The following is a 22972-nucleotide window of genomic DNA, read 5'->3' as shown; positions in this document are numbered from 1 at the left end:
GGCAGGGTGAACCTGCCTCAGAAACCCCATTCGTGGAGCATGCAGTCGTCGAAGACGTCGTCGTATTGGGGGTTATCCGCGTTGAGGGCTTCCTCCTCGCAGGCGTCGAACGCGGCGGACTCGTTGTAGGTCGACGAGTCGTAGGTCAGCTGGCCTGAGGCGTCATACCCCCGTAGGACGTATCCGGGGAAGACATCCATGGGACCGTCGTAGTCATCCCCGAACTCGAGGTCTGCATCATCCCAGTCCGGTTCCGTCGATACCGGCACGAACCAGAAGCCGTCGCGCATGAAGGCATCCTGCTCCGCCCCGTCGCCGATCTGGACCGTCACCCGCGCAACAGACGAGATGTACCGTCCGCCATCGGCGCTTTGCTGCTCCACCGGTGTCCACAACAGGTCTTTCTCCGCATCCCCCGGATCGAACTCGATTGCCGTCCCGGAGCACTCGTCGCCATCCGGGCCCGGAGTGAAGACGGCATAGCTGGCACCTTCACGCGCCACGATCCAGCTGTTGTACTCCCAGTCGGACGGCACGTCCGCCGCGCGGACACCGAACGAGGGCTCGACCTTGGTCCAATCGACGTCGGAGAAGTCGATGCCGTCGTCGATCTCTGGGTCGCCGTCGTCGTATTCCGGAAGTTCGTCCCAACCTTCGGTACACCGCTCGTAGGCGGCCGCGAGTTCGTCGTCGGCCATGTCCACAGCACCAAACGGATGCTCCTGACCAGCAGCGGTGGCGGTGGCGTCGTCGTTGCCCGCAGCTCCTGGAAGCGCGAAGGCGGTGGCGGTCGCGAGAGCGGCGAGTGCACCCACTCCACCGATCCAGAAGACGCGTGCACGCCTGGGACCATCGTCCAGGCGGGTAATGTCGCTGTTCATCATGCCTGCCTTTCTTGGTTGTCGGCAGACAGGGGCGCTGAGCAAATAGCGCCTCGAGCTCGATTTCTCCTGTCATTAGGTGTACGGAGATAACGCGAGATCGGTTGTCGACCCGCCCATTGCGGTCGATTTCCTGATATACCCCATATGCCCTATTTGCTGGGTACGTACACACGTCGCCCCGAGTTGATGATGTGGCTCACCTCGACGCGCCCCCACGGCCCCCACCACAAGTGTGGTGATCGTGATGAATGGGGTGGAGAGCGAAGATTCGACAGCACTACTCAAACGCATACGAGCCGGGGACGAAGCCGCGTTCGCCGCGCTCTATCGGAGGGTCGCGCCGCAGGCACAACGGGTGGCGTGCCGGATCGTCCGAGACCCGATCGTCGCCGAGGACATCGTCCACGACGCCATGTATTCGATGCTGAAGGCGATAAGTTCCGGCCATGGCCCGTCGGACTCGTACGTGGGCTACGTGATGGCCGCGGTGCGCCGGCTTGCCTACCGATACACCCGTCGGAATACCCATACCATCTACGTCGACGACCCCGCCCAACTGGAACCCCACCTCGCGCCGGCCCACCCCAACCCGCAGGGCGACGCCGCGGCCGCGGCCCTGGCGGCGCTACCGTCGCGGTGGCGCGGCGTCCTGTGGCTCACGGAGGTGGACCGGTATACACCCGCCGAGCTGGCCGAACAGATGTCGCTCAACGCGAACGCGGTGTCCAGCCTGGCCAGCCGGGCCCGCCAGGCGCTGCGCGCGGAGTTCCAGGCCCAGCAAGGCTAAGGTCCCCGTCTGACGGATCTCAACGTCGGGGTTCAGCCGTCTCCGCGGCCAAACTGGCGAGCTCGGCCCTCGAACCGATACCCGTCTTGCGGTAGATCCGGCCGAGATGGGTCTCGACGGTCCGGACCGATACGTACAACTCGGCGGCGATCTCCCGGTTGCGCCGCCCGGCCGCGACAAGAGCGGCCACCCGCCGTTCCGCGCGGGTGAGCCCACTGATCGTGGCCACATCGACGACGGGGCCCTGGCCGGTGGCACGTATCTCCTCCTGAGCATGTGCGACGAGCGCCGTGGCACCGATGGACTCAGCCACGGCCATCGCCTGCCGCAGCCACCGGCCGGCGTCGATCCGGTGACCGAGCCGACGCAACCGCTCCCCCAGGCAGATCATGGTGCGGGCCAGCTCAACCGGGGAGACCCCGTCAGCGGGTGTGGTGATGGCCTCCTCGAACAACGGTACCGACGGCTCCGGCGCGCTCACCAGGGCCGCGCAGCGGGCCAACGTGTGGTGGGCCCACGCGGTGGGGACGGCGATGACCCGTTCCTCGAACACTTCGAGGGCGGCGACGGCACGCTCATGTTCGCCGTTGCGGACACAGGCCTCGATGTAGTCCGGTTCAGTCGCGAACATCGCCGGATCGGGATGCTCCACGGCGTAGCAACGCGCCGCACCAAGGGTCGCCACTGCTTCACCGACCCGGCCCAGAGTCAACAACAGCGCCCCCGTCTCGGCTGCCACCAAGGCGTTCACCCACGAGTCGCCGTGCCGCCGGGCCCGGTCGAGTGCCCGGCGGCGGGCGGCCCACGCCAGCTCGGTCTCTCCGAGCAGCGCGTGCACACGGATCATGCAGGCGGGCACAACAGCGTTCGACAACCCTGTAGCACCGGCGTTCTCCCACGCCTTGGCCGCTGTCCCAGCCGCATTCATGTCACCGGCGCGGATTTCCAGGAGGGTTCGCACCGCATACGCCCACCCCGTCACGAGCGCGCTCGCGCCCAGAATGGGGTCGTGGACGAGGCCGGTGAGCAGTTGCCGCGCCTCGGCGTACGCGCCGGCTCGAACCAGGACGGTCACATGGGTCAGGTGCCGTTCGGCCTCGGCAAAGGTGTCGCCCAGCGGTTCGGCCCCCTCGATCAGCTTGATCGACATGTCATGCTCACCTCGGAGCGACGCCACGGCGGCCTCGGTGTACCGCAGCATCCCGGCGGTGGTGGTGTCCACGTTCTCGGCCTGCTGCGCGAGCGTCAGGAAACGGCCCGCTTCGGCGGACTCCAGGCGCCGGGCGAACCCCAGGGCGGCGGCCAGGTTCAGCTGCGCGGCCCGGCTCGGGTCCGTTCCGGCCAGCTCCTCGGCGTGCCGGGTCACGACACCGGACGGTACCTCGCCGTCCACGAGCTGACGCGCCCGGATCTCCAGCAGGGCGAGGTCACCACGTTGCTGCGCGGTCATCGGTTCGCTGAACCGTTCCCGCGCGAGCCGGACCGCCTCGTCGAAGTACCCCGCGAGCAGGGCGAGCTGACCGGCGAACAGCAGCCGTTCGGCTCGCCGCTTTCCGGGCGGCGTCAACCGGACCGCCTGCCGGGCCCAGGCCCGAGCCTGCTCGAGCTTGGCCGCCCGAGCGCTCGCACCCGCGGCGGCATAGAGGGCACCGGCCAGTTCCTCGGCGACGCCGGGAGATGTCTGCGCACTGTGCCACAACCACTGATCGTCGCCGCTGGTCCGGTATGCCCGGGCCAGCGCCTCGTGTGCCCAAAGCTGCTGCGAGTGGGTGGCGGCCCGCCACATAACGGAAGCGATGGCGGGCCGGCGGAAGGTGAAGGTGCCGTCGGCGCTGACGAGATAGTGGTCGATCATCCACTTCACGACGGCCTCGTCCTGCTCCCGCAACGCGTCCAGTAGTGGCGCCAGGCGCCGGTCCTGGCTTGCCGCGGCGACCAGCAGCACCCGGCGCTCGGCCTCGCCGAGGTGGTCGAGCTCGGGCAGGCACAGCCGCCGCACAACGGGTGAGTCCGGCAGGTATACGTCGAGCTCGACCCGCCCGGTGAGCTGGTCGGCCGGGATCCGGTCGACGACGTCGAGCAGCGCTTGGGGATGTCCACCCACCTCGGCCACGATCTGGCGGGTGACCCGGGCCGGCAACGGCGCTCCAGCGGCGTTTTCCAGCAGTGTCCGTGCCCCCGGTTCGCTCAGCCCGCCGAGGTACAGGCTCGTCAACGCCTCGAAAGGAACCGGCTTGGTCGACAGATCCGCTCCGAAGACCATGGCCACCGGCACCGAACCGAGCCGCCGGGCGACGAAGCCGAGCACCTGCTGCGACGACGAGTCCAACCGATGTGCGTCGTCCACCACCACGTACATGGGCCGGCTCACCTGGCCGAACACCGACAGCAGCCGCATCGACACCTGATGTGCGCTGGTGTGGTCGCCAAGGCCTACGGACAGCTCACGCAGTTCGGTCATCAGTGCGTCGTGCAGGTGCGAGTCGATCACGGCGCTGATTCCGGACAGCACCAGGTGCAGCCCAGAGTAGGGCCACTCTTGTTCATCCATCGAGGCCGTGGTGAACGACACCGGCGTCGTGTCGTCGTCCGGGGCCGGCTGCGCCTGCACCCGCGCCACGAACGCTCGCAGTACAGCTGTTTTGCCGATACCCGGTGGCCCATCGACGACGATCGAACCGCCCGACCCCGCCGCCAGCGGCTCCACCAAGCCGCCGAGCAGGTTCAGTTCGTCGTCCCGCCCCACCACGTCGACCCCGTTCTCAATCTCCGTCATTGTGTCTCCCACCCAATGTGTCGATTGGCTCTACCACTGGCCACGACATGGGGACCGCGCCGTCGTGATGTCATCGTCGAGGTCTTTCGGGGATGGTTCAGGGGGCCACGAGGCAGGTGCCCAAAGGGCTGGTTCAGGGGGTGATAGCCGGGGTGATCCACTGAGAGGTCCAGTCCACCGCCATGATTCAATTGATCCGCGATGCGTGGCGCCTGGCAGGCCACGGCCTTCCTGGGGGGAGAAGTATTGGTTCGGGGCAGCGCGACATCCCCCCGCTTGCTCGCCAGGAGGCGGCTCCTTCAGCCATTGGCCACCACGTCCGCCTCCATCACCGTGCTCCAAGGCCCGGCCGGTCTCGGCAAGTCGGTGCTACTCGATCAGCTCGCCCAGGAGATCGGATCGGAACGGACAACATGGCTCACCTCCAGCGCTGACGTTGCCAGCTGCGCCGAACGGCTGACCCGCGGCGAGCACATCGCTGAGGTGATCCTGCTCGACCAGGCCGAGTGCGCCGACACGGACGCATGGGGCGAACTGGTCAACCTTGTCCGCGGGTTCGGCGCACGGCTAGTGGTCGCCACCAGGACACCACTGGTGGCGGTAACCTCCGGCCTGACGCTCGACGGCAGCGCCCGGATCGTCACCATCAAGGACCTCCTCTTCACCGACGAGGAGGTGAGCGCTCTCGCCGCTGTCCGACGGGTGCGGCTCACCCCGGATGAGAAGGCGGAGCTGCATCGCACCACCGACGGCTGGCCGGCCCTCGTCGACGCCACTCTGCGCGAGCACCGGGACACTACCCGCCGTAGCCACCCCACCCACACGGGTGGTCACCACCGCAACGACGCTGTTGAACGATTCATCCGCGACGAGGTCATCAGGGTGGTTCCCGCCGTGGAACTCCCGGCGCTCACCAACGCGGCCGTCCTACCACAATTCGATCCCGTTACCCTCGCCGCCGCACTCGCCGAACCGGTCGACCAGCCAACCGAACCGGACAACCCGCCCACCAGCCCGACCCAGCTCATCGACGCCTGGGCGGACACCGGACTGGTGGTCTACGCGCCAGCGACGGGAACCTGGCGGCTGCTCGAACCACTGCGGCGGAGCCTGCTGGCCAGTCTCGACATCAAGCGCCCGGGCCGGCGCGGCGAGGTCGTCAGCCAGGTGGCCCGGATGCTGGTCGAGGCCGGCCGCACCGCGGAGGCTCTCCCGTACCTGGTCGACGCCACCCTCGACCACGCCGTCGCCGAGGTGCTCCGCGAACGCTGGGGCAGCGACCTGATCCCGTTCGCCCGCACCGGTCCTGTCGTCAACGAGGCGGTCGCCGCGGTCAGCGAGGAGGTCCTCGCCAACGATCCGGCACTGCTGCTGATCGCGGCCGTCACGTCGCTTCGCCCACCCAACTTCGATGTCGCGGCGTTCCGGTTCCGGCTAGCGCAAGCCGGCGCACTGCTCGACCACGACGTGTTCAGCGGTCCGCTGTTGACGTACCACGGGCTGAACATGATGCTGGCCCGGTTCGAGGGAGACATCCACCGGGCGAACGAACACGAACGGGTCGCACTCGACCTTGTTAATGCCATTTCGAGCGACGAACGCAACGAACACCACACCCGCATCGTCTTCCTCACCGCACAGATCGGCGCATCGCGGCTGGCCGAAGGCGACCTGGCCAACGCCGAGATCGCCCTGCGCTCGGCCCGGACCATGGCCCACAACAACCGCGCCACCTGGTTCAGCGCCAACTGTGCTGTTCTGCTGGCCTACACCCTGGTTATGCGGGGAGAGATCGCCGCTGCCCAGCACGAGGCAGATTCAGCGCTGGCGCTGGTACAGGACAGCGGGTTGGCCGACTACCAGTTCACCGATCACCTGTCCATTACCTTCGGCCTGCTCGCTCTAGAACGCGGCCGCACCACGGGCGTGGCGGCCATCCTGCACGAAGCCTTGGACCGGATGAAGGGTGACGCCGAACCTCCCGCCGCGCGGCTGGCGTTGGCATGGTCCACCCTCGCCCTGCTGACCCGCGACCCGATCCCGGGCGAGCAGGCCCTGTTGTTGTGCGGCCCGGAATACACCACCAATCAGCTCCCGTTCAACGCCTTCCTAGCCGGGATCGCCCGCGCCCAGGTGCGGCTGTCACAACAGGACCCGAAGGCGGCACTCGCCGCGCTGGACGACGTCACCGCGCCACCCGGGCACACCGCCATGCTGGTGGTGACCCGGGCCCGGGCCCGGCTGGCCATGGACGACGCGGCGCCGGCCAGCCGGGAACTCGCCGAGTTGACCAGCGACAGCGTCGTCCCCCGCACCGTTCGAGCCGATCTCTACGCGTTGCAGGCGGAATGCGCGTTGCGGCTCGGCCAGGATGCCCAGCCGCATTTCCACAGCCTCCTCGCGCTGCTGCAACACGTCGACAGCCGACGGCCTATCTTGCTCGCGCCGCGGCTCTGCGCCGCCGTCATCGCCGGGCATCTCTCTCCCCCACCGTCCAGCCACCTGCCGGGGCTGAACGCGGAGATCGCGACGCTGGACCGGGCCAATCACGAAGGCATCCCGGAGTTGTCCGACCGGGAACTGGAGGTGCTGACCGCACTCGTATCCGATGCGACGCTGCCGAGAATCGCCACAACCCTGTTCGTGTCGGTGAACACGCTGAAGTCCACCACTCGGAGCATCTACCGCAAGCTGCATGCGCGGAACCGGCACGAAGCGATCACGGCGGCTCGGGCGCTCGGGCTCCTGCCTTCGTCTGGGTAGCCTCGAGCTCGGCCCACACACCATCGAGACGTTTGATGGCTGGTGTGGTCTTCACGTCGGCGACGTCCAGCCCGGCGTCGGTGGTCCGCTCCACGACGGTGACGTTGAAGTTGGTGCGCAGCATCCCGATCACGCGGCCGCTGTCCGCGTCGTACCGCACCCGGCGGGCGGCGTCGCCGGTTTCGACGTTGACCCAGCCGGCGTCGCCGAGCTGCTCGATCAGGCTCTTCGCCGCGTGGTGGGCGAGCGCGTCGTCGGCGTAGGTGTGGATCTGCACCCGCCAGCGTGCGCCGCCGCAGACGAAGTAGCCGGTCCGGTCGGCCTCGAAGGCCGCGTCGACGGTGTCGAACTCGCTGATCGGAGTGTCGTCACACACCTCGCCCTCGCGGACCCCGATCACGTCGGCGATCGCCGCGACGGTCGCGGCCGGTGGCCGGGTCGGTGCCCGCCGCACCAGGGCGCCGCCGGGTTCCCCGGGCGGGTCCACACCGGCGGCCGCGCTCACCGCGGTGGCCAGCCACGTGCTGATGTGCTGCTTGCCCGACTCGGTGAAGTGCACCTTGTCGCTATACATCAGCGCGCCGTCCGGTGTTGTCTCGTGGCAGGTGCCGGCGTCGTCGTCGCAAACGAACCCGTTCAGGTCCAGCAGATCGATCCGGTCCTGCCCTTCGACGAACTCCTCGATCAGCACCGAATGGCACCGCGCCTCGGCGGCGCTGTTCACCGGCGTGTCCACCCGCGAGTTCGTCACCAGGACGGACCGTTCACCCAATGGTGGGGCGGCGAGGTCACTCATCACCTGGAGCCGCTCCCGATAGTGGTCGCGGTACGCGTCGTCACACGCACCCAGCCAGCTACCGTCCACCAGCTGCTCAACACCGTCCCACGCCAGGTTGATCACGATGACGTCGGGTTCGGCGGTCTGGATCCAGTCCCGCCACCGCTCCTCCCACGGCAGGCAGCCGTTCGGCACGTCCAGCTCACCAGAACGCGGCGTGCGGGTCAGCTCCGGGGAGGCCACACCGCAGCCGCCGAGGCCGCCGTCGGTGACCGTGAAATGGTCGGGATAGTAGGTGGCCAGCGCGTCGGAGAAGTCGTGGCTCAACGAGTCACCCAGGGTCAGCACCGCGACGTCGCCATCACCAGCCGTCGTCTGCGCCATACTCGGCAACGCGACCCAGCCCGCCACCACACCGGCCATCAGGACGCTAACCACACTGCGGCCCGTGAGGTTCCATCGTCGGATCCGGGCCGGTTCGGAGACGATGTGGTGCAGGAACGCGGCCACCGCAACGGACAACGGCACGCCGTACAGCAACAACGACGTCGGGCTCGGATCGGTGGCGTTCTTCTGCACCGCCCAGAAGATCGGCACGTGCACCAGGAACAGCGCGTAGGAGATCTTGCCGATCTCCACCAGCGGCTTGGCCGAGAAGATCCGGCCGATCACGGTGTCGTCGCGCACCAGGGTCAACGTGAGCGCGGCGCCCAGCAGCGCGATCACGCTGAAACCACCCTGGTACAGCCAGGGCTCGTGGTACGACGACGTCCGAATCGACAGGACGACGATGCTGGCTACCAGAACCACAGCGGACACATTGAGCACCCAGCCCGGCACCTGCCGATGTTGGCGTTCCGCACCTGCCCGGTTCACATGGCCGTGCACCAGCGCCAGGATCAACGCGGCCAGTCCACCGGCCAGGAACCCCATACCGTGGCTGTCGGTGCCCAGGTAGAGGCGGTCGGCATTAGTGCCGTCGTAGGACATGATCGGGACCAGCGACGCCACCAGGAACAAGACCGTCGTCGCCACACCCAGCCACAACACCAGGCGCCGCCGCGCCAGCAGCGTCACCGCGAGCAGCAGCGGCGGCCACACCAGATAGAACTGCTCGGTCACCGCCAGCGACCACATGTGCGCCAGCGGCCCCGGCACCCCGAAACTCGACCAGTACGCCTCCCCCTGATAGATCTGCTCCCAGTTGGCGACGTAGAACAACGACGCCAGCCCTTGCTGCCCGGCCCGCTCCACTTCCTCGTACCGCCCCCAGGCCAGCACCATCAACGCCGTCCCCGCCAGAGTCACGACGAGCGGCACCAACAGCCGCTTGGCCCGGCGCACGTAGAAGCGGCGCAGCGAGATCCGCCCGTTGCGGCCGAACTCGCGCAGCAACATCAACGTGATCAGGAAGCCGGACAGCACGAAGAACATGTCCACACCGAACAGGCCGTTCTCGTACAGGCCGGTGTGGTACACGAGGATGGACAGGATCGTCACCCCGCGCAGTCCGTCGATCGCGCCGTAGTACGTCCGGGCTGGTGCTTGGCGTTGGTCCGCCGCCGTCATCGAGCTTGTTCCCCCTGGATCACGCTGGACAGCACTGGCTGATGGAAGCGGTGGCGGCGGGTCGAATTGGGACGGAGCCCCGCCGCCACCGCGGTCATAGTCGGCCGGTCAGTCGGCCTGGTTGCGGGAGCGCATCCGGTGCACGCCGACCCCGGCCAACGCGGCCAGGCCAAGACCGGCCGCCACAGCTGGGGCCACGATCGGGATGTCGTCGGCGCAATCCTCACCAACACCGAACTCGTACGCCGCGCTGAACTGCTCCGCGGTCCACTGGGTCCCGTTGTTGGCGGTCTGCCCGTCCTGCGAGTGGTACGTCTCGGTGGCCAGCAAGACCGCCACGTCGCCAGCCGCGAGATCGGCCGCTGGCACCTGGGTGGTGACCGTCAGCATCTGCTGATGGCCAGCGGGGGCATCCGTGGTGATCGGATCGGCCGCCACCAGCGCGTCATCGTGGTAAACGCCCAACCGGCCGACATAGCCGGCCCCGCCTCTGGGACCGTCGTTGGTCACGTGCACACTCACGGTGACAGTTACCGTGCCGTCGTCGGCGAACGTGCCGTCCTCACACATCGGACGCGGCGCCTCCAGCGTGGCCGCGACCGTCCGGTACACCTGGTTCGACGCGCCCGCCGATGCATCCGGGTCGGCCGGGAACACCAGGGCGTTTCCGTCCCATAAGTCCTGGCCACCACCCGGAAGGCTCGTGTGAGAGGGCGACAGCTCCAACAAGTCCGGATCGGTGTCGACAGCCGTCGGTGTTCCGGCGAAATCGGCTGCATTTGCACCGAGTGCGCTCATGCCAACCAGAGCGGTCCCGGCGACCAGTGCCGCTGCCGCCCGCATCATAGTTCTCATCAAGGAGGTCCTTTCAGATTCTTGGGTCTCGTGCTGTAGGAGCGGTCAGGCAGCGTGGTTGTGCTGGTGCCGCCGGAAAAGGCCATAGCCACCGAGGGCGAGCACACCTGCCCCGAGGGCGACGGCTGGGGCCACGATCGGGATGTCGTCGGCGCAGTCCTCACCGACACCGAACTCGTAGCTGGCCACGAACTGGTCAGCGGTCCACTGGGTTCCCGTGTTGCGCGTGGTACCGGTTGGCGAGTGATACGTCTCGGTCGACAAATGGATGCCGAACTCGCCCGCGGCCAGGTCGGCGGCCGGAACCGTCCGGGTGACGGTGAGTGTCTCCTGATGTCCGGCGGGGGCGTCGGCCACTATTTGCTGACCGCTCGTTGTTCCGGCACCGTCGTAGGTGGCAAGTCCGCCCACGTAACCCACGCCGTCGTTCGGCCCGTTGTTGGTCACCCGGACACTCACCGTCACGGTGACCGTGCCGTCATCGGCGAACGAGCCGTCGGCACAGACCGGGCGCGGCGCTGCCAAGGTGGCCGCGACGCCGCGATAAACCTGGCTGTTGTCACCCGCTGACGCATCCGAGTCCGCTGGATACACCACCGCGCCGCCGTCCCATAAACTCTGGGCGCCGCCAGGCAGGGCGGCGTGCGACGGGTAGTCGGCCTGCGGCCGGTAGTCTTCCGGGTTGGCGTCCGACGCCGTAGGGGTTCCGGCGAAGTCGGCGGCGCTCGCGCTGAGCACGTTCACCCCGACCAGCACGGCCCCGGCGGCCAGTGCCGCCGCCGTCCGCATCATGGTTTTCATTGAGTCTGTCCTTTCGAGTTTTGACACCCGGCATCTGAGGGGCGGTGGTGGCGCCGGTGCTGATCCAGGGGAACGCCACCACCGCGTCCTCACGGGGGGCGGTCAGGCGGTCTGAGACTCCTGGCGGCGCCGGAACAGGCCATAGCCACCGAGGGCGAGCACACCTGCCCCGAGGGCCACAGCTGGGGCGACCGCCGGGATGTCGTCGGCACAGTCCTCGCCGACGCCGTACTCGTACGTCGCGCTGAACTGGTCCGCCGTCCACTGGGTGCCGCTGTTGTAGGTAGTGCCGCTGGGCTGGTGGTAGGTCTCCGTCGACAGGTGAACGCCGATGTCCCCGGACTCCAGAGCTTCGGCCGGCACCTGCGCGGAGACGGTCAGCGTCTCCTGATGTCCGACCGGCGCCGAGAAGGTGATGTCCTGGTTGACCACGTCGTCGCCGTTGGCGTAGAGACGCAGACCGCCGACGTAGGCCCGACCCTGGCTCGGACCGTCGTTGCGTACCTGGACCGACACGGTGACCGTCACCGTGCCGTCGTCGGCAAGACTGCCGTCGGCGCAGAGCGGACGCGGTGCCTCCAGCATCGCCCCCACCGACGGATACGCCTGGTTTCCGTCACCGGACGATCCGTCCTGCTCAGCGGGGAAGATCAGCGAACCGCCTCCCCACAACGCACCCCCGCCACCAGGCAGTGGAGGGTGGGTGACGTGCTCGTACAGGTTCGACGAGTTCGTGTCCGTGGCGGTCGCCGAGCCGGCGAAGTCGGCGGCGCTGGCGGTCAGCGCGCTCATACCGACCAGAACCGCGCTCACGGCTGCTGCCGCGGCGGCGCGGGTTGCTAGTCTCATCAATACTTCCTTCCGTCGCAACGTGTGGTGCGAGTTGTCTGTCGGAGCGAAGAGCGTTGGCGGCGCTAGCGTCCAGCGGGGCGCCGCCAGCGCACCCTCTCCGGCGGGTCACGGCCGCCCGATACGTCCTTCATCGCGGCTCCCCCTGCTCCCACCACCGCGGCCGGCCATCGCTAAGCGGTTCCGGCCGCTTCCGCGCCGGGGAGTTGTTCCCGGCTTCGGGCCGTCTTGTCCCAGCTGGTCTCGCCCCGCAGGATCCGGGCCAGCGACCGCCACGCGCAGATGAAGGAGACGTAGTTCATCACCAGGAAGGAGTGCCCTAGCGCCATCGCCCGGAAGAACCCCACCGTGCGGTCCCGCCGCAGGTAGACGAACCCCGTCGCTAGAGCCGGCGCGAACGCCAGCGCATACCAGCCGACGATGATCGACACCAGGCCGATCGGGCCGTCCGCGAACCCGAACATCACCTGGTGGTTGGCCGCCAGCCCGAGAATGCAGAACTGGTACAGGATCGACCACGGCAGGTCGAGCAGCCACGGCACCATGATGTAGGCGGACATCTCCAACGCCGAGCCGTGCGACAACTTCCGGGATCGCCAGATCTCCGGCAGCCGCCGGGCGGTGAGCATGTGCCCCTGATACCACCGGGTGCGCTGCTTGATCAGCAGCCCGAGTTTGTCCACACCCTGCTGGTCAACGGAGGCGAACGGAGTAGTGGACAACCGCCACCCGCGCAACGCCAAGGTCACGGCCAGGTCCAGGTCTTCGGTGAGCGAGTTCGACCACGGCTTCTCCCCCACCTGGTTCAGCGCGACGAGCCGGGTGAACTGGCCGTTGCCGCCCAGGCTGACGGTGCCGGTACGTTCCCGGCCGAACTGGGTGACCGCCGACATCGACCAGAACTGGAAGTCCTGGAATCGGGTGAGAAAGTTGTGCCGGTTGCGGATCCGGACCGCCAGCTGCACGCCGCCGACGTCGTCCTCGTCGAACAGCGGCAAAACGTACGAGAGGGCCTTGTCCGAGAGCCGGCCGTCGGCGTCCATCACACACACGATCACCCGGTTCTCGTCCTGTTCGCGGTAGCTGACCAGTTCGCGGATCCGGGCCAGCCCGGCGTTCAGCGCCTCTCCTTTCCCTTTGCGCGCGTCGGGGAGGTTGCGACGCACCACTTGTACTTCGCCAATGCCGTGGGACAGGGCGACGTCGCTGGTGGCGTCGTCGGATCCGTCGTCGACCACCACAACCGTCGCGTTCGGATTGCCGATCAGCCCAGCGACGGTCCCGCCGATGACCTCCGCCTCGTTCAAACACGGCACCAGGAAATACACATACAACTCGCTTGGTGCGTCCTCGTGGGGTTTGCCGTACGACGCCTGCCCCTGGACGTGCAGCCGGGTGTCGTGCCGACGCAGGGTGGCGATCCCCGCTCCCATGGTGAGGATGAAGTACCCGGCCGCAAGGCAGATGACCAGCGTCGCGGCGACGTTGAAAACCCCGAGGATCATGCCGGCTGCACCCTCCGGCCCGGGCGGTCACGACGGCCGAAGAAACCCAGCCGGACGAAGACCAGCACGGCAACCAGCGCCGCGGCCAGCATCACGATGCTGCCCACCAACACGTGGGTCCACTCGTATCCGGCCCGGCCCCACTGGTTCATGGCGAGAGCGATCATCACGCAGCGGGCGAGGTTGGCCACCACCAGTAGCCCGACGGCCGCGGTGGTGGCGAGCAGAATCCGGCGGCCCGGGACGCGGCGCCCGTTCAACGCCATCGCGGCGACGAACAGGGTCGGCACCAAGAACAGCAGTACCGTGCATTGCATCGTGATCCGCAGACCGGACCAGCCGAGTTCGTTCCCCGCCCGCCCCTGAAAGACGAACAGCGGCTCACCGGCGACGGCCATGCTGTTGACCCCGAAGATGCCATCCAGGATGTGGGAGACCGCCCAAGCTTCACCCGCGCGGAAGGCCTGTTCGTTCACTATCGCCCAGACCGCCAGCACCAGGAGCATCAGCGCGATTAACCGGCGAGCGGCCACCATCAGCGGTCCGGGCTGGTCTTTGCGGCGCCGGCGGGCGGGCGATGGCGACGGGGACGGGGACGGCGTCGTGGCGGCGGACACGGTCTCACGCCTCCGAACGCTGATGGGTGTAGGTGCGCATCAGCACGAAGCCGGCCACCACCAGCGCCATCCCCAGCAGCACATAAACGATCAGGCTGGCACCGTTGAACAGCAACGCGAGCGGCCCGGCGGCGAAGCCGGTTTGCGGCAGCGGATTGTTCCCGTACATGCGTATCTCCTTAACCCTCGTGGAGTCTGTTCCGGCGGGTCACGATGCGTATGCCTCGGCCAAGACCGGTTCAGGCAGGGTGAACTCCGGCCGCCTCTGTCCGACGCCGAACAACGCCTCAACCGCTGCTCTAGTCCGCACGGCGGCTTTGCCATCACCGAACGGGTTGGCCGGCGCCATGGCGGCTGCGCCGTCCGCGGATCGCGCCCCCGCCGCCGGCCGGCTGAGAGCTCTCGACACGGCGCTGAAGATCCCCCCGGACTGGGTCCCCACCAGCCGGGCCGTCCCAGCCTGGACGGCTTCCGGCCGCTCGGTGGTGTTCCGGGTGACCAGGACCGGCACCCCGAACGTGGGTGCTTCCTCCTGGATGCCTCCGGAGTCGGTCAGAACCACCGCGCTCCGGCTGAGCAGATGAGAGAACGGCCCGTAGGACAGAGGCTCGAGAACCTCGACGTTCGGGATACCTTCCATCGGCGGCAACAACCGTTCACGCACTATCGGGTTCGCATGAACCGGGACGGCTACCAGGACTTCCGGGTGGGCCCGGGCCACCGCTGCGACCGCGTTCCCGATCGCCGCCAGCCCGGTGTCCCACGATTCCCGCCGGTGCGCCGTCACCAGCAAAATGGGCCGACCGGCACTGATCGCCCCGTCCACCTCCACGTTACCGATGGGGCGACGCAGCCCGGCCGCGTGCGTCAACGCGTCGATCACGGTGTTTCCGGTCACCGTGATGTCGCCGGCATCGACCCCTTCGGCGAGCAGGTTGTCCCGGCTCATCCCGGTGGGCGCCAAGTGGAGGGTGGCCATCTGGCTGATCAGCCGCCGGTTGATCTCCTCGGGGAACGGGGAGTACATATGCCCGGTGCGTAGTCCCGCCTCGACGTGGACCACGTGAGTCTGGGCGTAGAACGCCGCGAGCGCCGCCGCGAACGCCGTCGTCGTGTCCCCCTGAACGATCGCCGCGTCGAACTCACCGGCTGCCACGTAGTTCGAGTAGCCGTCCAGGGCTCGATTGGTCACCTGAGTCAGCGTCTGCCCGGGCGCGATGATGTCCAGATCGATGTCTGGGGTGATCCCGAAGAGTTCGTTGACCTGGTCAAGCATCTCGCGATGCTGGCCGGACACCGCCACCACCGGCTCGAGCCATGGACTGCGGCTGATCTCCCGCACCACCGGCGCCAGCTTGATCGCCTCCGGCCGGGTGCCGTATGCCACCAGCACCCGGCGCTTTCCTCCACGCATCTGACTCCCCCATCCGCACGCTCAACTCGTGGATACGCGCCCCCCGGAACCGCTCGGGAATCGTGCCGGGCGGCTCGTCGTCCGGTGTGTACGCCGGGCGACTACTTGTACCTAGACGCGTGGAGGAGAAGTCAGCACGGACGAGTTGTTGTGACGCACACCACAGTCCCGTGCGCCTGCTGGCTCAGAGTTGCGAATAGACCCCTCGGATACGCCGCCATCCGCAACTCTGAGCCAGGAGGTACATCACGCAGGGATGGATGCGAGGCGGAGCAGCCACAGGACTGATACCGCCTCGCATCCATGCAGGAGGGAAGCTGTCAGTAGACCGGCACCACCGTGCGCTCACCGAAGAACTCGATGTTGTCGATCTGCACCTGCCCCTTGCCGGGCAGATAGATCCGCAGACCGTCGACGTTCTTCAGATTCACGCCCGCGCCGAAGCTATCCAGCGGGATGATCACCGTGTGCATCGCACTCTTGGTCGCTTCGGCCGTGCCCTGCCCCTGCGGCCTCACCCATTCGCGGAACGGATAGGGCACATGCATCCGAGCACCATCACTGAGCACCCGGCTACCGTTCGACATGGTCAGCAGGCGCACCGATAGGTCCTTGCCGGTGTCCACCTCGTTGTGCCGGTGATTGTGGATCTGCCCGATACGGATCCCGAGGTACTTGTATTGGCTGACGTCGACACGTTGATCATTGGCGTAGTCGAACTCGAGGTAGGGCGTTGCACCGGTGTTCCACGTCGTCACCAAGACCCGGGTAGCGTGCGGCGAGTCAGTCAGCCGGTGACTGTTCTCGCGGGTGAAGGACAGCGCGGTGGACGAACTGATGATCCGGCCGACGCTGCTGGAGCCGCCGCCGTAGAAAGACCCAGTCGAGCCCTGGCCACGTTGGAAGTTCTCCACCACCAGCTTGTTCTTGCTGCTGTGCGCCTGCCGGTACACGAGGGTGTCCGGCGACGACGGCGAACGTACACCATCAAGAAGATACGCGTCGTACACCTTCTCGCCGTAGACGTGCCGGCGCAGATATGCGTTCACATATGCGGCCGCGAAACGCCGGTAGCTGTACATAGTCCCGGACAGCGACGGATCGGTGCCGCGGAACGTGGAGTGCGATCCGCCCTTGATGAAGAGCAGATCCTTGTCGGGGTACAGCGCTGCTGCGTTGGCGGAGAGATTCTCTTCGGACCCCGCCACGTCGTAAAGCTTGAAGCCGGTGTCGCGTACGCTGTCCGGGCTACCGATGCCGTGGATGTCTTCGTCCTTGGCGACCATCATGACCAGGAACGACGACGACTTGCCGGCCAGGGCATGCCGTTCGCGCATATCGCGGTCCTTCGGTGCTGGCGCCATGGCGACAACGGACTTGATCCGGACCCGGCGGTCATGGATCCACGTGTTGCCGATGGCGTCCGCCGCCCGAACCACACCCGCGCCGCCGACGCTGTGCCCCATCAGCACCACCTGATCGGAGAAGGTGTGCGCCTCGAAACGGCGGTAGCTGTCGTCGATGACCGTTTTGATCACCCGGGCGGGCGAGCCATACACCTCGGAGGCGGTGTCGGCGTTCTGGTCGACGACGCTGTAAGCGTGTGCGTCCCAGGTGGGCGCGACCACAACGAAGCCGTTCTTCGCCAGGAACTCCATCATCCCCTTGTAGGAGTCCGGGCCGTAGTTGCCGCCGGTAGCATGGAGAAGCACGATAATGGGGCGGTCAACCACCGCCAGCATCGGATTCTCCGGGACCGGAAGATAGGCCACGACGTCCCGCCGGACCCCATCGATCGTAAGCCGGTACTCGTGTCGCGACGCGTTGTACTCAGTTGTCTTGTACGGATCGGGTAATGCCGAGCTCGCTGCTGGCTGAACCGGCATGCTCGCCGCCGCAGCGATCGAGGCGACGGCCGAGGATGGCGGGCTCTCGCCGCTCGGCGCATGGCTAGCAGCTGGAACGCCGCTGAGCACCACGAGGACGAGCGTGATCATTGTTGCGATCACCGCTGGTAGAACGGATGGTCGATGAGACCACGACATGATGTCTCCCTTGTGGGTGCCCTTGTGGGGCACGACGAGACCGGTGCGGATGACTCCGATCAAGGAGTGAATGTAGGGAGTCGCCGCGTTCCCCGCAAGATTTCCGCTGGTCAGAGCCCTACGTTTAGGCCAGGTGTCTAGTATCGGGGGGTGCGGCGTCGGCGACGGTGCGGCGTCGCGGGCCGCTCGACCCGAGAACGGTCTCGGTCGCGCGTCGAGACCGACTACTCGGGGTCGGCCACGGAATCCAGCAGGCGCGCTACAGCCGGATCCGCCCGGAGGTCGGCGTAATCGTCGGTAGCCAGCACGGCACGCAGCTCGGGCGCCTGCCGGAGCCCGTGGGCGATCATCTCGGCGAAACCGTCGGCGCCGCTGAGCCAGCGGACCCGACCGAGGTTGAACGCCGCGTAACCGTTGCCCGGTTCGACGTCCAACGCCCGACGGTAGGCCTGCGCCGCACCGGCATGGTCATCGAGCTGTTGCCTCGCGATACCGAGCTGCTGCCAGGTGTAGCTGTCCTCCTCACGATCGAGCGCACGCTGGGCGGCCTCCCCCATGGCCGCCCATTGGTGCAGCTCGCCATGGCTGTAGGCGGCCGCCCGGTAGACGTGTGCCTTCGGTTCCAGCCCGACGGCGCGCTCGAACATGTCGACGGCTTCGGCATGCCGACCGAGTTGCTGGTAGCAGTACCCCATGTTGGACAACACGCCGAATCCGCGCGCTCCGTCGGGCACCCGCTCGAATGCCTCCAACGCACCCGAATAGTCACCCGCCGCGAACCGGTCGGCGCCGATGGTTCCGTCATCGTCTCTGGCGACATAGCCGACGTTCACCGCACCGGCGACGTGTCCTCCCCGGGAGATCTGCTCGCGGATACCGCGCAGGTCAGGCTCGATGGCCATCGGCCGGTCGGTCAGCAGCTGCTCGATCAGCCCGGCGGCGTCCCGGACCACCAGTGCGGGGTGCCGCGCCGCGTCGGTCAACGCCATACCGAGGGCTTCGTCATATCCGGTGAAGTAGAGCTGCCACAGGGTCCGGATCGGTTCCGCCGGGCCGGTCGCCGACATCGCCGCGGCCACATCCAGATCCGTCGCCGCGTCGAGAGCGCCGCCGTCTCCGAGCAACAACCCAGCGACGACGAGCCCCTCGTCGAACTGCGCGTCGGCAACCTGGGTGGCCGATGGGGTGCCGGGCTCAACAACGTCGAGCACACCGTCGCGCTCGTGCATGACCGCGCCGCGACCGAGCGCCTCGATCAACGCGTCGGCCTCCGCGCCGCCGTCGGCGATCGACCGATTCAGCCAGGCCATCGTCGCAACGCCGTCGGCGGCGACGCGGCGCGTGGTGACCTCATGATCGAAGAGGAACACCTCGTGCTCCCCGTCCGGCGCGTGCACGCCGATCCACCACTGATCGCCGCTGCTGGTCGAACCGATCGCTACCGCATCACCCATCAGCGCGTAGAGCCGAAACGGCTCCCGCATCATGAACTCGAAAGTGTTGACGCCGCCGGGAGGCAACCAGTCTTCGGCCGGCCAGAGATCCAGCTCACCGAGGCCCGTGGCCACCCCGGTGCCGCAGGCGTCGAGCAGCTGGGCGACACGCTCGGACCAGGCCACACCATAGACGGCCGCCAGCGTCGCCGATGCGCTGGGCGCCTCGGGCCCGGGCGGATCGGCGAGTCCGACATCGGCGAGGAAATGGTGATCGAAATAGCTGTGTGCTGCGGACACAGCGCGAAGTCTAGCCAGGGGCGGCTCGTGTGCCGCACCCGGAGACTCAACGTCCGGCGTATGGGGAACTGTGGATAGCTCAACGGACCGGCCGGCACTAGTCAGGGAGATGGCATGGCATGGCGTGTCGAGTCAGCGCCGTACCGGGTGTCATGATCGCGCGTCGAGGAACCGGGTGATGAGACCTGCCACGGCCTTCGGGTCTTCGATCATCGGAAGGTGTCCGGTCGCGAGGTCATCGTGCCATCCTGCGCCCAATCGTTGCGCGCATCGTTGTTGCAGCTTCAGTGGCAGCTCGCGGTCGCCGGTCGTGTGTACATAACCGCGCCAGCCGCTCCACGCCCCACGCCCGATCCGGTCGCGGTAGAGATGAGGCGACTCCGAGTGGAAGTCGGCGATGATGCGATCGGTGACCTCGTCGGTGAGGCCATGGGCGAGACCACGCCGGATCGCCGAATCCGGTGGCCGGGTCCCGGCCAGCCGCATCGCAACACTCAGCACCCACCTGTTGGGTGCCGGCATGGCGGAGATGAACGATCCACCCGGCGCTGGTATCACTGCGCTGACCCCGAGGAACGCGCTGACCCGGTCGGGCACGAGCCGGGTGATCTCGGCACCGATCAGGCCGCCGGCCGAATGCGCGACGATCGTGAACTCACCCGCCGGGGCACTGCCAATGGCGGCCTCGGCATAGTCACGCAGCCGGGCCTTGGATCCGTCGGGCCGGGAAGCGACCTGAGTCTCGTATCCGTCGCCTAGATCGCGGCGGACGTCGTCCCAGATCCAAGCCGGAAGACCCGCGCCGCTGAGGAAGAGAATCGAATCGCGTGGACTAGTCATGACTGCATCGTCTCACCCAAGAATGTCACCGGTATGTCACTATTTATCGATGAGTCGAACCGACCGTCTCTACGCACTGCGTGAGGAGTTGCGGCGTGCCGGACCAACCGGGCGTACCGCCGAACGCCTCGCCGAGATCTTCGAGGTCAGCACCCGCACGGTCAAACGAGACATATCGACGCTCCAACTCGGCGGCTTCCCCGTGTGGGCGCGTCCTGGACCAGGCGGGGGTTACGTGGTCGATGCTGCCGCGACCCTGCCGCCGGTGAACTTCACCGACGCCGAGGTGTCCGGACTCGCCGCCGCCGTCGCCGCTCACCGCGGACAACCTTTCGACGGTTACGCCCGGGCAGCGCTGGTGAAGGCCCTGAGCGTCATGGACACCCGCGCGCGAGAACGCGCCACCGCACTCAACGACCGGGTATGGATCGACCACCTCGACACGCCGGGTGACGCTCGCACCCGCCGCACGGTCGAGCAAGCACTGCACGAACAGCGCGTCCTAGTGATGCGCTACCGCGACGGGCGGGGGAAGCAGACCACCCGCCGCGTCGACCCGGTACTTCTCGCCGGGACACGAGGACAGTGGTACCTCGTCGGGCATTGCCGAAGCCGAGAGGCGATCCGCTGGTTCCGCCTCGACGGCATCAGCAACGCACATCTCACCACGGAAGCCGCCGCCGACATTCCCATGACCGCCGTCGGCACCCCGCCAGCTACCGCCGAATCCGTGGCAGACCTATGACACCGCCGAGCAACTCCGAACCAACGGACTGTCGTGACTAGGGTCTGTCCGAGAAGATCAAGGACTGCTCCGCCACCTGCCCAGCCCTTCGAGCCTGCCCCGGGTACTTCATCGGCTCGTCGAACTCGTCAGGCTACGTCCCGTCGGCGACCAAGGTCGGCCGGGCCGTTCGCGGGGCGACACGTCCATGAGATGGCGCAGATCGAGGGCTGACGACTTCTTTCTCGGCCCAACTCGAACTATACTGAATCACAGTAAAGGAGAGTGATTCAGATGGCCGCTACCTTCGCCTCCGTCGGTGCCCGGATCGAAAGCGCTCGCGAGCGGATCGGCATATCGCAGCGCGCCTTGGCGCATAAGACCGGACTTAGCCAGTCCACTCTGTCGCGTATCGAATCCGGTGAACGCATTCCGAAGATGAGCGAGATCATCCTCATCGCAGGCTCCATCGGCTGTTCGGTCTCTGAGATCTCCGAACACTCAGCGGTGCGTGACCGGGTCATCTGCTTCGCCCGTGCAGAGAACGGCAGCGACATGAGCGGGCTGCGCCGCGAACTCGTGCACCTCCTCGAACTTGACGCCTACCTGGACGAGTACGGGATCAGCTGACGTGCCCGCCTACGAAGAAGACGCTCGAAACGCCGCAGAGGGGTTCCGGGAGGAGAACGGCCTCGGCATCGCGCCAATCGCAGACATCGTCGCTCTGATCGAGCAGACGCAAGATGTCGACGTCGCCGTATTCGGTGTCGACGATTCCAACGAACACGGTCTCACGATGATCGACCCCGCCCGAGGGGCGACCATCGTGGCCGTTGCCAGTTCCACCAGGCCCATGCGCTGGAGAAGCACCCTTGCCCACGAACTCGGACACCTGATCTTCAAGGACCATGACAACGGTAAGCCGGGCGTCCTGTCAGCAGGCTCCGTCGTCGAGAAGCGTGCGCAATCCTTTGCGCGCCACGTGCTCATACCCCTACCGGGCGTTCAGCATTTCCTTGAACGGCACAACGAGCGGCTCGAGACGAGGGCATTCTCCGACCTCGTCCAGCGCTTCCAGGTCTCACCAGCAGTCGCCGCGATCCAACTGCGCGCTTTGGGTGCTATCAACGCGCCGCAGCACACCGAGTGGTCTGCGATCTACACACCCACGCTGGCGGCCCGCTTCGGCTGGGCAGACCAGTACAGAAGCCTCCAGGCAGAGTCACGCCATCGCCGGGCCCCGCAGCAATTGCTCGCTCGCGTTATCGAAGGCTACGTCGCAGGTCTTGTTTCTCTCGAGACTGTTGCGTCTGTGCGGGGAATCGCCCCAACAGATCTTGCCGCCGAATTCGACGAGGCCGGTATCAAACCAACCGCCCGCGATGACGGCGCTGACAAGGACGACCTCCTCGCCGGAGCCGATCCCGGCGTCGACCTCTCCTGGCTGGACGACGCATGAACCCTGGTCCGGACGCGATAGTCGACGCCGGTCCCGCCCTCACTTTCCTCGCGCGCAAGGACACCACGAGAATCCTTTACGCAGGGCTAGGCGGAGTCGACCTGCTCGCCCCCGAGCAGGTCGACTCTGCAGGTTATCCGCAAGTGCCGCCAAGAGGAACAACGGTTCGGGGCTGCCGAAGCAGCGTGGAAGAAGATCGTCACCGCGTCGGCTCACAGTTCTGTCCGACGACGAGACTCCACAGCTGGCGGCCGCGGTCCAGCGACTGTGCCGCATGCCCATGAGTGAGCGGATGCGCCAGCAGCAGGATCTAGGCGAACTCCTGGTGATCGCACACGCCGCCGTACGAGCAGAAGTCGGCGAGGACGTGGCGGTGCTTATTCAGGAGCGCAACGGCACAGCAATGGCCAACAACGAGGCCCGCCGCATCAACCATCTCGAAGGATGCGGCTCCTTGACGCCGCCATACCACCGATCAGCGAGACCAGCCTGCTCAACCGTGCGATCTGGGACGAGATCGAAGCCGCCCAACGGTAGACCCACAAGATGCAGCGTCATTTCGCCGCCATTGCA

The 22972-nt window shown here is 67.1% G+C and carries 18 protein-coding genes; 5 read left to right on the top strand and 13 right to left on the bottom strand.

What is annotated here, in order from left to right:
- Positions 1–17: 17 nt before the first annotated feature.
- On the bottom strand, positions 18–881 hold the full coding sequence (locus tag G8760_RS19870; protein WP_166354404.1) for a hypothetical protein: 864 nt from the start codon (positions 879–881) through the stop codon (positions 18–20).
- A gap of 247 nt (positions 882–1128) precedes the next feature.
- Between G8760_RS19870 and G8760_RS19865 the strand changes: the two genes are divergently transcribed.
- Positions 1129–1671 (top strand): RNA polymerase sigma factor, encoded by a 543-nt coding sequence (locus G8760_RS19865; RefSeq protein WP_166354402.1) that lies wholly within the window; start codon positions 1129–1131, stop codon positions 1669–1671.
- A gap of 19 nt (positions 1672–1690) precedes the next feature.
- Here G8760_RS19865 and G8760_RS30625 read toward each other — a convergent pair whose 3' ends face one another.
- Positions 1691–4447 (bottom strand): helix-turn-helix transcriptional regulator, encoded by a 2757-nt coding sequence (locus tag G8760_RS30625; protein WP_166354400.1) that lies wholly within the window; start codon positions 4445–4447, stop codon positions 1691–1693.
- A gap of 306 nt (positions 4448–4753) precedes the next feature.
- Here G8760_RS30625 and G8760_RS19855 point away from each other — a divergent pair, with 306 nt between their 5' ends.
- Positions 4754–7210: a helix-turn-helix transcriptional regulator gene (locus tag G8760_RS19855; protein WP_166354398.1), complete on the top strand. Its 2457-nt coding sequence runs from the start codon at positions 4754–4756 to the stop codon at positions 7208–7210.
- Here the strand turns inward: G8760_RS19855 and G8760_RS19850 are convergent.
- From G8760_RS19850 to G8760_RS19800, 11 genes are all read right to left on the bottom strand, one after another.
- The gene (locus G8760_RS19850; RefSeq protein ID WP_166354396.1) at positions 7167–9557 is read right to left on the bottom strand and encodes an acyltransferase family protein; all 2391 of its coding nucleotides are present in this window, start codon (positions 9555–9557) and stop codon (positions 7167–7169) included. The genes G8760_RS19855 and G8760_RS19850 overlap by 44 nt on opposite strands.
- A 108-nt stretch (positions 9558–9665) precedes the next feature.
- Entirely contained in the window at positions 9666–10412 is a 747-nt protein-coding gene (locus G8760_RS19845; RefSeq protein WP_166354394.1) for a hypothetical protein, read from the bottom strand.
- Between the two features lie 45 nt (positions 10413–10457).
- Positions 10458–11213, bottom strand: coding sequence for a hypothetical protein (locus G8760_RS19840; RefSeq protein ID WP_166354392.1), 756 nt, complete (start codon positions 11211–11213; stop codon positions 10458–10460).
- 102 nt (positions 11214–11315) lie between these two features.
- Positions 11316–12062 (bottom strand): hypothetical protein, encoded by a 747-nt coding sequence (locus G8760_RS19835; protein ID WP_166354390.1) that lies wholly within the window; start codon positions 12060–12062, stop codon positions 11316–11318.
- 173 nt (positions 12063–12235) lie between these two features.
- Positions 12236–13567 carry a glycosyltransferase gene (locus tag G8760_RS19830; RefSeq protein WP_166354388.1) on the bottom strand — a complete coding sequence of 444 codons (1332 nt, stop codon included), beginning with the start codon at positions 13565–13567 and terminating at the stop codon, positions 12236–12238.
- A complete protein-coding gene (locus tag G8760_RS19825) occupies positions 13564–14184 on the bottom strand; it encodes an exosortase/archaeosortase family protein (protein ID WP_166354386.1) in 621 nt (206 codons plus the stop codon). Before G8760_RS19825 ends, G8760_RS19830 begins: the two co-directional genes overlap by 4 nt.
- 4 nt (positions 14185–14188) lie before the next feature.
- The gene (locus G8760_RS19820) at positions 14189–14353 is read right to left on the bottom strand and encodes a hypothetical protein (RefSeq protein ID WP_166354384.1); all 165 of its coding nucleotides are present in this window, start codon (positions 14351–14353) and stop codon (positions 14189–14191) included.
- Positions 14354–14392: 39 nt separating this feature from the next.
- The gene (gene wecB / locus G8760_RS19815; protein ID WP_166354382.1) at positions 14393–15598 is read right to left on the bottom strand and encodes a non-hydrolyzing UDP-N-acetylglucosamine 2-epimerase; all 1206 of its coding nucleotides are present in this window, start codon (positions 15596–15598) and stop codon (positions 14393–14395) included.
- Positions 15599–15918: 320 nt separating this feature from the next.
- Positions 15919–17706, bottom strand: a complete 1788-nt coding sequence (locus G8760_RS19810) for an alpha/beta hydrolase (protein WP_166354380.1) — start codon at positions 17704–17706, stop codon at positions 15919–15921.
- Positions 17707–17867: 161 nt separating this feature from the next.
- The gene (locus tag G8760_RS19805) at positions 17868–19376 is read right to left on the bottom strand and encodes a tetratricopeptide repeat protein (protein ID WP_166354378.1); all 1509 of its coding nucleotides are present in this window, start codon (positions 19374–19376) and stop codon (positions 17868–17870) included.
- Between the two features lie 150 nt (positions 19377–19526).
- Positions 19527–20216 carry an alpha/beta fold hydrolase gene (locus G8760_RS19800; protein WP_166354376.1) on the bottom strand — a complete coding sequence of 230 codons (690 nt, stop codon included), beginning with the start codon at positions 20214–20216 and terminating at the stop codon, positions 19527–19529.
- Positions 20217–20265: 49 nt separating this feature from the next.
- Between G8760_RS19800 and G8760_RS19795 the strand changes: the two genes are divergently transcribed.
- The 3 genes from G8760_RS19795 (at position 20266) to G8760_RS19785 (ending at position 22399) form a co-directional block, all read left to right on the top strand.
- Complete coding sequence (locus tag G8760_RS19795; RefSeq protein ID WP_166354374.1) at positions 20266–20961, top strand: helix-turn-helix transcriptional regulator; 696 nt, start codon at positions 20266–20268, stop codon at positions 20959–20961.
- Positions 20962–21234: 273 nt separating this feature from the next.
- On the top strand, positions 21235–21570 hold the full coding sequence (locus G8760_RS19790) for a helix-turn-helix domain-containing protein (RefSeq protein WP_166354372.1): 336 nt from the start codon (positions 21235–21237) through the stop codon (positions 21568–21570).
- 1 nt (position 21571) lies between these two features.
- Entirely contained in the window at positions 21572–22399 is an 828-nt protein-coding gene (locus G8760_RS19785) for an ImmA/IrrE family metallo-endopeptidase (protein ID WP_166354370.1), read from the top strand.
- Positions 22400–22972: the final 573 nt, after the last annotated feature.

The organism is Phytoactinopolyspora limicola (assembly GCF_011320225.1).
Lineage (GTDB): Bacteria > Actinomycetota > Actinomycetes > Jiangellales > Jiangellaceae > Phytoactinopolyspora > Phytoactinopolyspora limicola.
Note: the sequence above shows the minus strand (reverse complement) of the source record. Positions and strands in the feature narration are given on the sequence as shown.

Coding starts and splice junctions, on each gene's coding strand:
- wecB (WP_166354382.1), bottom strand. CDS start 15,598: ATGCGTGGAGGAAAGCGCCGGGTGCTGGTGGCATACGGCACCCGGCCG.
- G8760_RS19850 (WP_166354396.1), bottom strand. CDS start 9,557: ATGACGGCGGCGGACCAACGCCAAGCACCAGCCCGGACGTACTACGGC.
- G8760_RS19795 (WP_166354374.1), top strand. CDS start 20,266: ATGAGTCGAACCGACCGTCTCTACGCACTGCGTGAGGAGTTGCGGCGT.
- G8760_RS30625 (WP_166354400.1), bottom strand. CDS start 4,447: ATGACGGAGATTGAGAACGGGGTCGACGTGGTGGGGCGGGACGACGAA.
- G8760_RS19840 (WP_166354392.1), bottom strand. CDS start 11,213: ATGAAAACCATGATGCGGACGGCGGCGGCACTGGCCGCCGGGGCCGTG.
- G8760_RS19830 (WP_166354388.1), bottom strand. CDS start 13,567: ATGATCCTCGGGGTTTTCAACGTCGCCGCGACGCTGGTCATCTGCCTT.
- G8760_RS19870 (WP_166354404.1), bottom strand. CDS start 881: ATGAACAGCGACATTACCCGCCTGGACGATGGTCCCAGGCGTGCACGC.
- G8760_RS19820 (WP_166354384.1), bottom strand. CDS start 14,353: ATGTACGGGAACAATCCGCTGCCGCAAACCGGCTTCGCCGCCGGGCCG.
- G8760_RS19845 (WP_166354394.1), bottom strand. CDS start 10,412: ATGAGAACTATGATGCGGGCGGCAGCGGCACTGGTCGCCGGGACCGCT.
- G8760_RS19790 (WP_166354372.1), top strand. CDS start 21,235: ATGGCCGCTACCTTCGCCTCCGTCGGTGCCCGGATCGAAAGCGCTCGC.
- G8760_RS19800 (WP_166354376.1), bottom strand. CDS start 20,216: ATGACTAGTCCACGCGATTCGATTCTCTTCCTCAGCGGCGCGGGTCTT.
- G8760_RS19865 (WP_166354402.1), top strand. CDS start 1,129: ATGAATGGGGTGGAGAGCGAAGATTCGACAGCACTACTCAAACGCATA.
- G8760_RS19835 (WP_166354390.1), bottom strand. CDS start 12,062: ATGAGACTAGCAACCCGCGCCGCCGCGGCAGCAGCCGTGAGCGCGGTT.